Source organism: Rhizobium aethiopicum, from assembly GCF_900094625.1.
GTDB lineage: Bacteria > Pseudomonadota > Alphaproteobacteria > Rhizobiales > Rhizobiaceae > Rhizobium > Rhizobium aethiopicum.
Map to the genome: position 1 here is coordinate 29,931 of NZ_FMAJ01000005.1, position 15,365 is coordinate 45,295.

The following is a 15,365-nucleotide window of genomic DNA, read 5'->3' on the forward strand; positions in this document are numbered from 1 at the left end:
TCAGGCAGCGGCAAGGCGGGATGAGGCAAACCATTCGGCAAAGGCCGCCTGTTCCGACTCGCTCAGGTGCAGGTAGTGCTTGGTCCGGCGATAGAGGATGTCATCGGCGGTTTCGGCCCATTCAGCGGCAGCGAGGTACCGCGCCTCAGCCTCATAGAGCTGCCCGCCGAAATGGCGGCCAAGCTCCTGCAGATCTGACGCGCCCGCCACCACCTGCCTGGTGCGCGTACCGTAGAGACGGCCATAGTGATGAACGAGCTTGCGCGGCATCCACGGGTAGCTCTCCCTCAGACTGTTGGCGAAGGTTTCGTAATCGGCATTGGGCATGTCACCGCCCGGAAGCGGCGCCTTTTGGGTCCAGTCGCCGCCCATTTCCGGAAAGATATGCCGAAGGCGCTGCAGGCCGCGCTCGGCAAGTTCGCGGAAGGTGGTGATCTTTCCGCCGAAAACATTGAGGAGCGGAGCTCCACCCGTCTCGTCCAGGTCGAACACATAGTCTCGAGTGACGGCCGACGGATTGCCCTTACCGTCGTCGAAGAGCGGGCGAACACCGGAAAAACTGTGCAGCACGTCGGAGCGGCGAAGCTTCTCCTTGAAGTAGCGGTTGACCGCCTTCAGGAGATAGCCGATCTCCGACTCATCGGCCGCGGCGTCCTCGGCCCGGCCTTCATAGGCGATATCCGTCGTACCGATCAACGCCTTGTCGCCCTCGTAGGGATTGATGAAGATCACGCGCTTGTCGTGGTTTTGAACCAGATAGGCGTTGGCACCCGACCAGAATTTCGGGACGATGATGTGGCTGCCCTTGACGAGCCGGACATTGCGGCTGGAATTGGAGCCGGCAACACGGTTGATGATGTCGGTAACCCAAGGGCCAGCGCAATTGACGAGACATTTGGCGCGGAAGGTCCGCACCTCGCCGCTCCTGGTACTCTTCGTTGTGATCGTCCAGTGACCATTTTCGCGGCGCGCCGAGACCGCCGGCGAGCGGGTAAGCACCAGCGCTCCCTGCTCGGCGGCGCCGACCGCGTTCAACGTGACGAGACGGGCATCGTCCACCCAGCAATCGGAATACTCGAATCCACGGGTGAACTGATCGAGGATTGGCGTTCCCTCGGGATCACGCAATAGATTGAGCGTGCGCGTGCCGGGCAGCTTCTTACGACCGCCAAGATGGTCATAGAGGAAGAGACCAAGCCTGACGAGCCAGGCTGGGCGATCTTCGGGACTGTGCGGCAGGACGAAGCGCATCGGCCAGATGATGTGCGGGGCGGCATTTAGCAGCACCTCGCGTTCGATTAGCGCCTCGCGCACGAGACGAAACTCGTAATATTCCAGATAGCGAAGTCCGCCATGGACGAGTTTGCCCGAGCGCGATGACGTGCCCTGCGCCAAGTCGTCCTTCTCGCAGAGCGCGACCTTCAGGCCCCGGCCAGCCGCGTCACGGGCGATTCCAGCACCGTTGATGCCGCCGCCGATGACGAAAAGGTCGAGGATTTCGGGTTGGGTCATGTCATCCTCCCTCGGATGCTGCTGCATCGACGATCTAAGCGACTGGCTGCATTGCCGCGGCTCTGGCCAATGTTTGCCAGGCGGCGGGCATTGCCTTTCGGATATCGGCATAGGCGGAAAACAGGAGATCGAAGCGCGCCGCCTCGGCCGCGACCGGCTGCTCGGCTTCACCGAGAAGTGGCGTCACCCATTCGGCGATGCAGTCGTCCATGGTCGGGTAGGCGCCGATCGCAACGGCTGCCATCATGGCGGCACCGGCCGCTCCCGTCTCTTCGCGGCGAGACAGACGAATCGGCGCGTTGATGGAGGCACTGAGCGAGCGGCGCAGCGCACCGGAGCGAACGGCGCCGCCGGTGATGCGCAATTCTTGCGGCACGTCGCCCATTGCGGCGTAGCAGTCACGTGTGGCAAGCGCCAGGCCTTCGACGACAGCACGGACCAGATCGGGAAATCCGTGACGCACCGACAGACCGGAGAATCCGGCACGCGCCTGCGCGTTGACGAAGGGGCCGCGCTCTCCGGCCTCCGAAATATAGGGATGGTAGAGCACGGCGCCGGGTTGGCTTTCGAAGAACCAGCGATCGATCCTCCCCACAAGATCGGCATGGTTGGCAGGCTTTCCGGCCTCGGCCATCAGATAGCCAGCCATATCCAGCAGCCAGTCGATATTGATCGTCGAGCCCATATTGGTTTGCACCTGCGTCACGGTGCCGGGAATCGGCAGGGCGATGACATAGCCGGTGCCCTCGCGGTTGAGATGAACATCGGCGACAGGTTTGGCGCGCAGATGCACGCCGGTCGAGCCGATCGTCGAGCAGGCTGCATTGCGACCGCCGCTTCGCACACCCGCGCCGAGCGCCGTCATCACCATGTCCACATAACCGAGGCTGACGGGCGTGCCGGCGCGAAGCCCGCATGCATTTGCCGCCTCTGAGCTCAGCGGATGGGTGGTCTCAGATCCGTCGAGGATGTCGGGAAGCAGTGCGCGGCGATGCGTCAGGCCAAGCGCATCGATGGCAACAGGCGAATAGCGGCGCGTGCGGAAATTGCCGAATGTGAAGCTTGCCTCCGACGGGTCGGTTGCCCTTACACCAGTGAAGTTGAGATAGAGCCAATCCTTGCAGTGCAACGCCGCCTCCGCCAGGTCGAGAAGCTCTGGCATCACACGGTCCATGTGGGCGAGTTGGGCGCCCTGCTGGCAGGTATTGAGGCCGGTGCCGGTCGCTTCGAAACGCGCCCGGTTTGCCTGTCCGGCGGCAAGTGAAACGACCGTCGGGGCAGCGCGCGCATCGAGCCACAGCCAGGCGTCGGCGACCGGCCGGTCGCTGGAACCGACGAGCCAGGTACCGTCCCCCTGCCCCGTCACGGAAATGGCGACGGTGCGTCCTGCAAGATCCTCGACTTTTTCTCCGAGGCCGTGAAGGGCCGCGATGCAATCTTTCCAGGTCTGGTCAGGCGATTGCGTGGCCGAGCCATCAGCGCCGCTCACATATTTGTTGCGAACGGAGGCGGCCGCAATCTGATGACCGGTCAGATCGAAGGCGACCGCCTTGATGACCGATGTGCCGGCATCTATGCCGATGATGAGCTTTTGACCGGATTGCATCTCAGACTACCAACCGTCCTGTTCGAGCGTCACGAGGGGCGAGGCGGCCGCACGTCGATGTCATGTTCCTATCCTCCAGCTCGCCACGGGCAACAACGGGCGCATGTGATCAACCCTAAAGCGGCAAGGAAGCCATACTCCAGCCTGGCGATGTGCCGACCGGCTCCTCTTTGAAAACCATCCCGTTGACAGATAACACAAAGATATCATTTCGCCAGTAAGATTTTTCTTATGTTGAATTTTTTTTCATGTAAAATGATTGTGGTGGTTAGGCTGCGTAACGCCAGTCCCTTACCCGCATCGATGAACGGCACAACCTGCGTCGACCAGCAGGCGTTACCGAATTTTGCTTTAATTCCAATAGGTTTGACGACGCTTCAGTGGATAGTTCGCAGGCTATGTGACGCTCTCCGCTGTGATTGATACTTCCTTGAATCTCCTGTGTCGAGACCTGCCACGTGACGCATGAACCGCCAGAAGTGCGAAATCCCAGTTGACAGATACTGAAATTGATAACATGATTTTTGGCGTAAATACCATTTAGCTAACGCAGCTGGTCGTTCTGGCTGCAATCACGGTCCGGCGATTGGAGGAGACTGACGCCGCTCCGGTAGGAGGAGGTTTGGATGTGCTTGTTTGTCGTCGACGCGCTTCGATGCCCGGCCGCGTTCGGCATTCCCATGCGGGGCTCGAGACAACGGGTCGTCTTCGATGCCGCCACCGGAGCGTCTTCCGCAGCTTTTCCTCCTTCGAGATAAACCGATGAGCCGCAGAGGTCGTCAGTCATGAGTGCACAAACCGCCCCAACAGTATCGGCGTCCGGGAAAGGTAGCCTGAAGATTATTCTCGGTGCCGCTGCGGCACTGGCCGTCGTCGGCGGAATCGCCCTCGACACCAAAGTCGTCAGGATCGGCTCGGAAAGCGATGTCAGGCAGCAGGCCTTCTCGCCGGAGACCTTCGGCGCCGAGCAGTTTCCGAAGATCAAGGCGGATATCGAAAAACGCGCTACTGCCGCAAACGATCTGGCAGCAGCGATCGCGGCCGACAAGAAGGCGGCCGGAGAGAAGTACGGCGTCGCGACAAGCACCGGCCCGGTCATGGCGGTCACTCTGACCGGCACGTTTGGCGCGCGCAAATCCAATACCAGCGAAATGAAGATCGACGGCATGCCTCCCGAGACGGTGGTCCGTGTCCAGACCGGTCCTGCGGTCAACGGCACGGACCTCCGCGATGCTACAGGTACGATCGAATTCGGTCAGTTCACCAATCAGATCCAGTATCAGGATGCCGGCTCGGCTATCAATAACGAGATGAAGAAAGCCGTGTTCGCGGGGCTTGATCCGGACCAGCTTGAAGGCAAGACGGCAACTGTTGTCGGCGTCTTCAAACTCATCAACCCGAAAAACTGGCTCGTAACGCCAGTCAAGGTCGACGTCAAATGAGCGAGCCGAGCTCCACATTCGAGGTCCCAGGCGAGGTCGTGCTGGCCGCCCGCAATGTCGCCAAATCCTATGGCAGCGTGCATGCCCTCAAGGGCGTGAATTTTGATATTCATCGCGGCCAGATTACCACTTTGTTCGGCGAGAATGGCGCGGGCAAATCGACGCTGATGAAGATCCTTTCGGGGGTCGTTCAGCCGACGTCGGGCGAGATCATTCTCGACGGCAACCCAATAAGCTTCAACTCTTCGACCCATGCCCGCGAATGCGGCATCTCGATCATTCACCAGGAACTCAGTCTCGCTCCCAATCTCAGCGTGCGCGACAACATCTTCATGGGCCGCGAGATCATCAAGGGCGGTGTGGTCGATTTCGCGGAAGAAGAGCGCCAGACGCGCGTTTTGATGGAAGAACTCGAAGAGGAGATCGATCCCCTGACGAAGGTGGAGGACCTGCGCCTCGGCCAGCAGCAGATTGTCGAAATCGCAAGAGCGCTTTCCGTCAATTCGCGGATCCTGATCATGGATGAGCCGACCTCGGCGCTCAGCGCCGCAGAAGTCGAGGTGCTTTTCAAAGTCATCCAAGATCTGACTGATCGTGGCGTATCGATCGTCTACATCTCACATCACCTTGAGGAAGCGCTGCAGATCACTGACCATGCCGTCGTCTTGCGCGATGGCATCATGACGGCCTACGCACAACGCAGGGACATCGACCTCGAATGGATTGTCCGCAATATGGTGGGCGACAACTTCGACCTCGGCAGTCCGCCCGAAGGTTACGAAATCGGCAAGCCCGTGCTGTCGATCGACCACCTGACTGTTCCTGGCCCCTCCGGGTCGGCCTTCAATTCGGTCGACCGTCTGTCGCTCGAGGTGCGCGCAGGTGAGGTCGTCTGCATTTACGGCCTGATGGGGGCCGGACGCACCGAACTCCTGGAATGCGCGGCCGGACGATTGCGCCCAAGCAGCGGCACGATCCGGCTTGAGAGCCAGAATATCGGACATTTGAGCATCGCCGGACGCATTGCAGGCGGCCTCGTGCTGGTGCCCGAGGATCGCCAACGCGACGGACTCGTGCAGACAATGACGGTCGGCTCCAACCTGTCACTCGCCAGCATCGGCGCCTTTACAAAGGGGCTGTTCACATCCGGCCGTCGCGAACGCGAGCTTGTCGATGCCTCCATTCGCAAAGTCCGCGTCAAGACCGATGGAGGAGAGGCTGCCATTGGCTCGCTGTCCGGCGGCAATCAGCAGAAGGTGGTCATCGGCAAGATGCTGGCGACTAACCCGAAAGTCATTCTTCTCGACGAGCCGAGCCGCGGCATCGACGTCGGCGCCAAGGCGGAAGTCTTCAAGCTGCTGGCCGAACGCGCCCGGCAGGGCCTCGCAGTCGTCTATTCGACTTCAGAGGTGAACGAATGCCTGAGCATAGCGCATCGCATCATCGTCATGCATCGCGGCCGGATCTCGGCTGAATTCGGCGCTGACGTCACCAAGGAAAAGATCATGGCCGCCTCAGGCGAAGCCGTGGTCGCGCACTAGCCAGGACATATGGAGCACTGATCATGTCAGTCACGAACATCACCGAAAAGAAGTCAGTGTCGCATGGGCAGAAGCGCAACACCAACCTCGTGCGGCTGATCCTGGAGGGCCGCGCCTTCTTCGCGCTGATCGTCATCATCGCAGTCTTCTCGTTCCTGTCTCCCTATTACTTCAGCCTGAGCAACTTCCTGACCATGGCTTCGCATGTTGCCATCTTCGGCATCCTGGCGATCGGGATGTTGTTGGTGATCCTGAACGGCGGCATCGATCTTTCGGTGGGCTCGACGCTCGGGCTTGCAGGATGCATTGCCGGCTTCCTCATGCAAGGCGTGACGCTCAGTTCGTTCGGCGTCATCCTCTATCCGCCTGTCTGGGCCGTGGTGGTCATTACCTGCTTTCTCGGCGCTGTCGTGGGCGCGGTTAATGGCGTGCTAGTCGCCTATTTGAAGGTCCCAGCCTTCGTCGCGTCGCTTGGTGTGCTCTATGTCGCCCGCGGTATCGCGCTCCTGATGACCAACGGCCTGACCTATAACAATCTTGGTGGCCGTCCCGAACTTGGCAATACCGGCTTCGACTGGCTTGGCTTTAACCGTCTCGCCGGCATTCCGATCGGCGTCATCGTGCTTGCGGTGCTTGCGATCATCTGCGGCATCGTTCTCAGCCGCACCGCGTTTGGTCGCTGGCTCTATGCGTCCGGCGGCAATGAACGGGCGGCCGATCTTTCCGGCGTGCCGGTCAAGCGAGTGAAGATCATCGTCTACGTGCTCTCGGGCGTATGCGCTGCAATTGCCGGCCTGGTCCTATCGTCGCAGCTGACCTCGGCCGGCCCGACAGCAGGCACGACCTACGAACTGACTGCGATCGCAGCCGTCGTCATCGGGGGCGCCGCCTTGACCGGCGGGCGCGGAACTGTGCGCGGTACGATGCTTGGCGCCTTCGTGATTGGCTTCCTCTCTGATGGTCTCGTCATCATCGGTGTGTCGGCTTATTGGCAGACCGTCTTTACAGGCGCCGTCATCGTTCTCGCAGTCCTAATGAACAGCATCCAATACGGGCGTCGGACGAAATCGTCCTGATGCCGCAGCAGCACTTCTCCGCGATGGCAATGGAAGATCCCGATGCAATCGTGGAAAGCACCGCCGGCTTCCGGCAGTACCTGAACTCACAATGGGAGAGAGACTATGTTTAAAAAAGGCATGCGCATCCTTCTGGCGGCCGCCGCTGTCGCGCCGATTCTCGTAACCTCAGCCTGGGCAGCGGGGCAGATGACGATCATCGTCAACGACCCGTCCAACCCCTACTGGCTGACCGAAGGCAATGTTGCAAAGGCAACCGCCGAAAAGCTCGGCTACACCGCTTCGGTCAGCGCGCACAAGGGCGACACCAATACCGAAAGCAATCTGATCGACACCGCCATCACCAACAAGTCGGTGGCCATCATTCTCGATCCGGCCAACGCTGACGGTTCCATCGGCGCGGTCAAGAAGGCCGTTGCCGCCGGTATCCCGGTCATTCTCGTCAATGCCGAGATCAACCAGGAAGGCTTTGCCAAGGCCCAGCTCGTCTCGAACAACGCGCAGGGTGCCGCAATCGGCGCCCAACAGTGGGTTGAAGCGGTCGGCGACAAGGGCAAGTATGCCGAACTCTTCGGCGCACCCTCGGACAATAATGCCGCCACGCGCTCCAATGGCTATGAGACAGTTTTGACCCAGTATCCCGATCTCCAGAAGGTCGCAAAGGAAGTCGCCAACTGGGACCGCACCCAGGGTCACAACAAGATGCAGTCCATGCTCCAGGCCAATCCCGACATTACCGGAGTGATCTCCGGCAATGACGAAATGGCGCTCGGCGCGATCGCGGCACTCAAGGAAGCTGGCAAGCTTGCCAACGTCAAGGTCGGTGGCTTCGACGGCTCTCCAGATGCGGTTGCCGCAATCAAGGCGGGCGAACTGCAATATACCGTCCTGCAACCTGTTGCAGTCTTCTCGGCGGAAGCCGTCAAGCAGGCCGACAGCGTCATCAAGACCGGCAGCACGGGTGCCAAAAGTGAGAAACAGCTCTTCGATTGCTTGCTGATCACCAAGGACAATGTAGACAAGTACACCGGCCCCTTCGTGCTGGAACAGTAATTGATAACGGAGGGCGCCCGCAGGACGCCCTCCCGCACTTCCGACGGACAAAATCGCTTTCGCCTTCTTTGCCTTGGCATGGCAATCACTATACGAAGCTGGGGCAGAATTCAGCGACAAGGGTGACCCGTGACACAGAAGATTAATCAGGGCGATGAACTGTTGGATCAGCTGACCAGCGACAGCCGCCAGACGCGCCAGGTTGCGCGGCGGCGGATGATTGCCGAGGCCGTCATGAGCGAAGGCTCGATGCGCATAGAAGATCTGACTGACCGCTTTGGCATCAGCCTGATGACGGCCCATCGCGACGTGGATGAACTCGTCAGCCGCGGGCTCTTCAGGAAGACACGCGGCATTGTCACGGCGGCAGCCACAAATCTGATCGAGTCCAGTGACGTCTATCGCTCCAGCCGGCAATCGGCAGAGAAGAAGGCGATCGCCGAGGCTGCTATGCAATTCGTTGAACCGGGACAGGCAATCTTCTTCGACGATTCCACGACCGTCCTGCAGATGGCCCCGCATCTCTCGTCGAAAGTGCCGATCACCGCCATTACCAATTCGCTGACGCTGATGAATGCATTGACCGGCATGCACGATGTCACGCTGCTTGCGCTCGGTGGGCAATATTACAACTGGTGCAACGCCTTCATGGGCCGCATGACGATCAATGAGATCAGGGCGTTGAGGGCTGATGTTTTCTTCATTTCGATGTCCGCGATCAATGAAGGGATCGTGCTTCATCAGTCGCCCGAGACCGTCGACACCAAGCGCGCCATGTTCGACTGCTCCGTCAAGCGGATCCTGCTTGCCGATCATACGAAATTCGACCGACGCGCACTCCACAGCTTCGCTGCACTCGATGAATTCGACGTCGTCATCGTCGATGACAGGACGCCTGCCGTCCAAATCGACCGAATGCGGTCAAAAGATATCAACGTCGTCGTTGCCAGGGCCGGCAGCGGACGCGTGTAACCGGATCGTCCGGTGGCGATAGAAAGGTGAATATGCATGCCGAGCCTTCTCGGGATCGATAGCGGCCTGACTGTCACGAAGGCCGTCGTCTTCGATATTGACGGTACGGTCATCTCCGTAGCAAGGCGGCGCGTGAGTCAGCGCATCCCGAAGCCCCATTTCGTGGAACGGGACATGGACGGGTTGTGGAGCGCAACGGCCGAAGCGATCCGGGAAGCGCTTGCTCTCAGCGGCAGGCCGGCAAGCGATATTCTGGCCGTGGCGGCAACAGCCCATGGCGACGGGATCTACCTGGTTGACGAAGGCTTGCGGCCGCTCGGCCACGGTATCGTATCGCTCGACAGCCGCGCTGGCGATATCGTTGACCTGTGGACGACAAACGGGGTTGCAGAGAAGGCAATGACGCTTACCGGCCAAGCTCCGCATGTCTCCGCGCCCTCGGCGCTGCTCGCCTTTATACGTGACCATGAGCCAGAACGCTTTTCGCATATCGGCCACATCATGAGTTGCAAGGATTGGCTGCGTTTTTGCCTTACCGGCTCTGCCGGTACGGACCGCACCGAAGCCAGTACGTCCTTTGTCGATGTCGAGACGCAAGGTTACAGCGAGGAAGCTCTCCATCTCTTCGGCCTGGAGGCCTTGTCCGACGCGCTGCTGCCAGCTGCGCGCTCCGACGAGATCGTCGGGCGAGTGACGAGCGAGGCGGCGCGTCTGACCGGACTCGTCGAGGGTACGCCCGTGGCTGCCGGGCTTCACGATGTCGTAGCCTCTGCTCTTGGTGCGGGTGGTTATGCCGAGGGAGTGGTTGCGATTGTCGCCGGAACCTATTCGATCAATGAGACACTGATATCAAAGGCACGCGTCGACCGGCGCTGGTTCTGCCGCAACGCGATCGCGCCGGGTATCTGGAACGCAATGTCAATTTCACCGGCTTCCAGCGCCAATTATGAATGGTTCATCGAAAAGCTCTGTGCCGCCGATTGGGCTCGCTGCGAGGTCGAGGGCATATCGATTCACGCACTTCTGGCTTCGGAGATCGACGCAGCATTGACACGGCCCTCGCCCCTCCTCTTCCATCCCTATCTCTACGGCTCACCCTACGGCGCATCGGCAAGCGGAAGCTTCTTCGGGCTCGGCGGCTGGCATGATCGCGGCGACATGCTGCGCGCGGTGCTCGAGGGCATCGCCTTCAATCACCGCATTCATGTCGATGCCTTGCGCGAAGGCTTCGCCTTCACGGAGGCAAGGCTTTCAGGAGGCATCTCGCGCAACCCTGCTGTGGTACAGATGTTTGCCGACGTACTTGCCATGCCGGTGACCGTGACCGGCACCGACGAGGCGGCCGCCTGGGGTGCCGCGCTTTGCGCGGGCGTCGGCGCGGGTATTTATCACGACCTCCAGAGCACATCGAATAGGCGGGAGCCCGGTATCACCTGCCGGCCGGATCCGGGTCGCAGCAGCGATTATGAAAAACGCTACCGGCTGTTCATCGAGATTGCCGAAACAATGAAGCCACTCTGGCCGAAGATCGCCGGCCTTGCGGACGAAAGCGCGGTCCATCCCGCACAGTAGGACGACAGCATCATGAACACCCCGCTCCAAGGCAGTCCAACGACCGGCGCGACAAACATCGACGTTCTCATTCTGGGCGCAGGCATTAATGGGGCCGGCTTGTTCCGCGAGCTTGCGCTGCAAGGCGTCGGCTGCATGATCATCGACAAAGCGGATTTCGGATCGGGAACCAGTGCCGCACCGTCGCGCCTCATCCATGGCGGATTGAAATATCTTGAAACGGGCGAATTCGGACTCGTCGCCCAATCAACTCTTGAGCGCAACCTGCTTTTGAAAAATGCGCCGCATTGCGTCGAGGCGTTGCCCACATTCATTCCGATCTTTTCCTGGACGCGTGGCATCTGGGCGGCATTGAGGACGCTCGCAGGTTCCAAGACAGCACCGCGCAGCCGTGGCGCCCTGCTCATCAAGATCGGCCTTTCGCTCTATGATTACTTCGGCTCGCGCAACCGTGTCATGCCGCACCACCGGTTCCTCCTGAAAAGCAAGGCGCGGCAGGAAATCCGCCATATCACGCCGGCAATTGTTGCAGGCGGCATCTATTATGATGCCAAGATCAGCCGGCCCGAACGCCTCGTCTATGAGCTTGTCAGGGATGGCCTGGACGCAAATCCTCTCTGTGTGGCGGAAAATTACGCGAAAATGACGAGCGCCCGTGACGGGTGCCTGCGTTTTCGTAAGCACGATGGAGTAGAATTTGCGGTTCGACCGAGGCTCGTGGTCAATGCCGCCGGCCCGTGGATCGATCATGTCAACGAACGCCTCGGCGCGCCCTCGCGTCTGATCGGTGGCACAAAGGGCTCCCATATTCTCATCGATCATCCGGAACTGGTGCGCAGCCTCAACGGCCATATGATCTATTTCGAAGCCGACGACGGCCGCATCTGCCTGGTTTACGGCTATCTGGGACTGGCACTGGTCGGCTCAACGGATATCCCGAGCACCGATCCCGAAAATGTGCGTTGTGAGGAGCCGGAAATAGACTATTTCCTGCAGAGTCTGCGTTCGATACTTCCGGCATTGCGCTTCGATCGCGACCAGATCGTCTATACCTATAGCGGCATTCGCCCGCTTCCCGCATCTGACGGGACTGCACCCGGCCTGATCAGCCGCGATCATTCCGCACCGGTGATCGAGCCAGACGAATCGCGGCCATTTGCCATCATGTCGCTCGTTGGCGGCAAGTGGACGACATTCCGCGGCTTTGCTGAGGAGGCTGCGGACGTGGTGCTCTCACGGCTGCAGCACACACGCAAACAGTCGACCCGCTATCTTCCGATCGGCGGCGGAAAAGCCTATCCGGTTGACGCGAACGCGAAACGCGTCCTCATCGACCGGATCGCAAAGTTCGGCGGCATCACCAACGCGCGGGCGCAGGAACTGGTCGATCGCTACGGGACAACGGCCGAGGCGGTGGCGACATTCCGATCGGACTACTCGGATGAACGCAGGATCTCAGGATCGCAGACCTATAGTTTCCGCGAATTTGAATGGATCGCCCGCAAGGAGCTGGTGGTTCACCTCGCAGATATCGTCCTGAGGCGCTCGACGATTGCGATCGAGGGACGGCTGATTGAGGAGGGCCTCAAAGAGATTGCCGAAGTTGCCGCGAAGCCCCTCGGATGGGAGGGCCCGCGTATTAACCGGGAGATCGACGAGGTTATTTCCCTTCTCGCTACCTTTCACCATCAGACAATCAAAGCCGGGACGGTGGAGATCGAGTGTCATGAAAGATAATTCGCTCACCTTCTGATCGCTATCTTGCAGGAGATCAGGCTTCTCAAGGAAAACGGTCTGGTCAACTGCTCATTTTCAAGAAATTGGCGGCGAGGGCCAGCCCTATTCGACGGCGCTGCGGATTGTGCGGGAATTCGCCAAGGTCGGCTGGTCGCTCAGGCATCTTTACGGCTATCATTTCAGTCCGCTGCAGAATGCGCTGGTGGCAGGCGCGGGTCCGCGCTCGCGGCATATCCTGCGGCGCTCGGCCGCCGGGCGCTGGTTCTGGGGCAATACCACGAGCAGCTTCCCCAAGAGCCCGTTCGGGAAACGAGATGCGGGGGCGTCGTCCTCACGCCTTTCCGATGAGCCTTGAATCAAGCGCCAATACGGGGAACTCTGCATGCAGGTGCTCTGTAGAGATAAGCCGAACTCAAGCTTCCATTGAGTCCGGCTTTGATTAGAGTAATTGTCGAAGGTTAGGTGCGAACGGTGCGGAAAGCGGCCCGCAGCTCCTCGCAGAACACTTCGGTCTGCTCCCAGGCGGCGAAGTGGCCGCCCTTGGCCAGCTTGTTGAAGTGGATCAGGTTCGGATAAGCCTTTTCGGTCCAGCTTCGAGGCGCCGCATAAATCTCGTCGGGAAAGACGCTGACCGCCACCGGTATCTTGACGTTCTTCGGTTGAAAGAACGCAAGCTTGTTCTCCCAGTACAGCCGCGCCGAGGAAACCGCGGTGTTCGTCAGCCAGTAGAGGGTCACGTTGTCGAGGATATCATCACGACTGAGGCCCTCCGTCTTTCCGTCGAAAATCCGCGCGATGAGCTCGTAGCTGCGGATATCATGGTCGATCATCCAGGCGGCGAGCCCGACCGGAGAGTCCGCGATGGCGATCAGCGTCTGGGGCCGGTTTGCCATCTCGATCGCATATCCGAGACCATGGGTGTAGAAGTCGTCGAGCTGATCGTAGGCATGCGACTCGTCCGGCGACAATCCCTCCGGTTTCTTGCCGCCGGGCTGCAGAGCCGCGGCAATGTCATCCGGTACGGTTGCCGGCATGTTGACATGGATGCCGAGAAGTTCGGGCGGGGCGATCAGTGCCATCTGCTCGGTCACGGCATCGCCCCAGTCGCCGCCCTGCGCCACGTATCTGGTGTAGCCGAGACGTTTCATCAGCTCTATCCATGCATGCGCAATGCGGATCGGGTCCCAGCCCTTTTCGGTCGGCTTGCCCGAGAATCCGTAACCTGGAATCGACGGGATGACGACGTCGAAAGCATCGGATACCGTGCCGCCATGTGCTGTCGGATCCGTCAGAGGTTCGATGATCTTGATCTGCTCGATGATCGAGCCCGGCCATCCGTGCGTTACGATGATCGGCAGAGCGCCGGCGTGCTTCGACTTGACGTGGATGAAATGGATATCGACGCCGTCGATCTTCGTGATGAACTGGGGCAACCCGTTGAGCCTGGCTTCGATTTTTCGCCAGTCGTGGTTCTCCACCCAGTATTCCGCCAGCTTCTCGATGGTTGCGGATTGAACGCCCTGCGAACTGTCATCGACGATTTCTCGTTCAGGAAAGCGCGTTGCCGCAATCCGGCGGCGGAGATCTGCAAGCTGCTCTTCGCTTGCCTTGAATTTGAAGGGGCGGATTTCTTCGCTGCCGCTATCGGCGAATGCTATCGAGTGCGGCAAGACGCTGAGTGCGCCGGCGACAGCGGCGCCGGCCAGAAGGTTTCTGCGGGTAACGAGATTTTCGGTAGACGACATGGCGATCTCCTGTGACGATGTGGCACTTCGGAGAGCTTTCCACTTGCTGCGGCCTCAATCTATTGCACCAAGGTGTCGGCGATACCTTTGGCTGGGTCTCTTTACCTGAACGGAAAATCCTAGGATGACTGCGCAGGCATGGAGTCTGCGGAGTTGAGGAATGGATCGCATCGACGCAATGAAGGTCTTCGTCACGGCCGTGGAAGAAGGAAGCCTGGCGGGCGCGGCGCGCAAGCTCAAGCGTTCGCCAACCGCAATCAGCCGCGCGCTTGGCTTGCTTGAACAGCATGTCGGCGTCGAGTTGCTGCACCGCACGACCAGAAGCCTGAGGCTCAGCGAAGCGGGGCAGCGATATGTCGAGGCATGCCGCCGGGTCCTCATCGACCTAGAGGAGGCAGATATCATCGCCGGCGCCGAACGCTCGTCTCCCCGCGGCGTCCTGACGATCTCGGCCCCGCCAATCCTTGGGGAGGAAGTTCTTCGGCCGGTCCTCGACAGCTTCTTAAAGAGACATCCGACTGTCTCGGTCCGGCTTCTGATGCTCGACAGATTCGTCAATCTGATCGACGAGGGTGTCGACATCGCGCTGAGGATCGGAAACCTCACGGACTCCACGCATATTTCTACGCGCGTCGGCGGCGATGTCAGGCGGGTGGTCGTGGCTTCGGGTGAGTACCTGGCGGATAATCCCGCGATAGCGGAGCCTTCAGACCTTTCAGGCCACCACATCATCGCATTCTCGAATTTCGGTCTTGAATCCTGGAGCTTTAGCCCGGCCGCTGGGGGAACCATCCCAAGGACAGTGCATTTCACGCCGCGCTACGTCGTCAACAGCGTCCGCGCCGCAGCTGCTTCCGCCGCGGCGGGAATAGGGGTCACAAGGCTCTACTCCTATCACGTAGCGGAATACGTCCGGGATGGCCGCCTGCAGATCGTGCTTGAGGATTACGAACCCCCGGCCCTGCCGGTGCATCTTCTCTCGCCGCAAGGCCGAACAGCTGTTCCAAAGGTGCGCGCCTTCATGGATTTCGCCGTCCCTAAACTGAGGCTGGATTTAGGACGTATCGCATCCGAGGCTGGCTCTACAAATTGATTATGCCGAAAATCGG

At 60.0% G+C, this 15,365-nt stretch carries 11 protein-coding genes; 8 read left to right on the forward strand and 3 right to left on the reverse strand.

Features of this window, described 5'->3' with window-relative positions; translation table 11 throughout:
- Together GA0061105_RS12255 and GA0061105_RS12260 are read right to left on the reverse strand one after the other, a co-directional pair.
- Complete coding sequence (locus tag GA0061105_RS12255) at positions 1–1,512, reverse strand: glycerol-3-phosphate dehydrogenase (RefSeq protein ID WP_092750370.1); 1,512 nt, start codon at positions 1,510–1,512, stop codon at positions 1–3.
- A 34-nt stretch (positions 1,513–1,546) separates the two neighbouring features.
- Positions 1,547–3,118 (reverse strand): FGGY-family carbohydrate kinase, encoded by a 1,572-nt coding sequence (locus GA0061105_RS12260; protein ID WP_092750371.1) that lies wholly within the window; start codon positions 3,116–3,118, stop codon positions 1,547–1,549.
- Between the two features lie 785 nt (positions 3,119–3,903).
- Here GA0061105_RS12260 and GA0061105_RS12265 point away from each other — a divergent pair.
- From GA0061105_RS12265 to GA0061105_RS12295, 7 genes are all read left to right on the forward strand, one after another.
- Positions 3,904–4,560 carry a DUF2291 domain-containing protein gene (locus GA0061105_RS12265; protein WP_064692934.1) on the forward strand — a complete coding sequence of 219 codons (657 nt, stop codon included), beginning with the start codon at positions 3,904–3,906 and terminating at the stop codon, positions 4,558–4,560.
- On the forward strand, positions 4,557–6,101 hold the full coding sequence (locus GA0061105_RS12270) for a sugar ABC transporter ATP-binding protein (RefSeq protein ID WP_092750372.1): 1,545 nt from the start codon (positions 4,557–4,559) through the stop codon (positions 6,099–6,101). Before GA0061105_RS12265 ends, GA0061105_RS12270 begins: the two co-directional genes overlap by 4 nt.
- Before the next feature lie 23 nt (positions 6,102–6,124).
- The gene (locus GA0061105_RS12275; protein WP_064692932.1) at positions 6,125–7,177 is read left to right on the forward strand and encodes an ABC transporter permease; all 1,053 of its coding nucleotides are present in this window, start codon (positions 6,125–6,127) and stop codon (positions 7,175–7,177) included.
- A 105-nt stretch (positions 7,178–7,282) separates the two neighbouring features.
- On the forward strand, positions 7,283–8,230 hold the full coding sequence (locus tag GA0061105_RS12280) for a D-ribose ABC transporter substrate-binding protein (RefSeq protein ID WP_064692931.1): 948 nt from the start codon (positions 7,283–7,285) through the stop codon (positions 8,228–8,230).
- Positions 8,231–8,359: 129 nt separating this feature from the next.
- A complete protein-coding gene (locus GA0061105_RS12285; protein ID WP_064692930.1) occupies positions 8,360–9,202 on the forward strand; it encodes a DeoR/GlpR family DNA-binding transcription regulator in 843 nt (280 codons plus the stop codon).
- 36 nt (positions 9,203–9,238) lie between these two features.
- The gene (locus GA0061105_RS12290) at positions 9,239–10,774 is read left to right on the forward strand and encodes an FGGY-family carbohydrate kinase (protein WP_092750373.1); all 1,536 of its coding nucleotides are present in this window, start codon (positions 9,239–9,241) and stop codon (positions 10,772–10,774) included.
- A gap of 12 nt (positions 10,775–10,786) precedes the next feature.
- Positions 10,787–12,511 (forward strand): glycerol-3-phosphate dehydrogenase/oxidase, encoded by a 1,725-nt coding sequence (locus GA0061105_RS12295; RefSeq protein ID WP_092750374.1) that lies wholly within the window; start codon positions 10,787–10,789, stop codon positions 12,509–12,511.
- A gap of 458 nt (positions 12,512–12,969) precedes the next feature.
- Here GA0061105_RS12295 and GA0061105_RS12305 read toward each other — a convergent pair whose 3' ends face one another.
- Entirely contained in the window at positions 12,970–14,256 is a 1,287-nt protein-coding gene (locus tag GA0061105_RS12305) for an epoxide hydrolase family protein (protein ID WP_092750375.1), read from the reverse strand.
- A 160-nt stretch (positions 14,257–14,416) separates the two neighbouring features.
- Between GA0061105_RS12305 and GA0061105_RS12310 the strand changes: the two genes are divergently transcribed.
- On the forward strand, positions 14,417–15,349 hold the full coding sequence (locus tag GA0061105_RS12310; RefSeq protein ID WP_064692926.1) for a LysR family transcriptional regulator: 933 nt from the start codon (positions 14,417–14,419) through the stop codon (positions 15,347–15,349).
- The last annotated feature ends 16 nt before the right edge of the window (positions 15,350–15,365 follow it).

Bases quoted from the DNA above. Each gene is read 5' to 3' on its own strand.
- GA0061105_RS12265 (WP_064692934.1), top strand. From the start codon at position 3,904: ATGAGTGCACAAACCGCCCCAACAGTATCGGCGTCCGGGAAAGGTAGC.
- GA0061105_RS12280 (WP_064692931.1), top strand. From the start codon at position 7,283: ATGTTTAAAAAAGGCATGCGCATCCTTCTGGCGGCCGCCGCTGTCGCG.
- GA0061105_RS12255 (WP_092750370.1), bottom strand. From the start codon at position 1,512: ATGACCCAACCCGAAATCCTCGACCTTTTCGTCATCGGCGGCGGCATC.
- GA0061105_RS12270 (WP_092750372.1), top strand. From the start codon at position 4,557: ATGAGCGAGCCGAGCTCCACATTCGAGGTCCCAGGCGAGGTCGTGCTG.
- GA0061105_RS12275 (WP_064692932.1), top strand. From the start codon at position 6,125: ATGTCAGTCACGAACATCACCGAAAAGAAGTCAGTGTCGCATGGGCAG.
- GA0061105_RS12310 (WP_064692926.1), top strand. From the start codon at position 14,417: ATGGATCGCATCGACGCAATGAAGGTCTTCGTCACGGCCGTGGAAGAA.
- GA0061105_RS12260 (WP_092750371.1), bottom strand. From the start codon at position 3,118: ATGCAATCCGGTCAAAAGCTCATCATCGGCATAGATGCCGGCACATCG.
- GA0061105_RS12305 (WP_092750375.1), bottom strand. From the start codon at position 14,256: ATGTCGTCTACCGAAAATCTCGTTACCCGCAGAAACCTTCTGGCCGGC.
- GA0061105_RS12295 (WP_092750374.1), top strand. From the start codon at position 10,787: ATGAACACCCCGCTCCAAGGCAGTCCAACGACCGGCGCGACAAACATC.
- GA0061105_RS12290 (WP_092750373.1), top strand. From the start codon at position 9,239: ATGCCGAGCCTTCTCGGGATCGATAGCGGCCTGACTGTCACGAAGGCC.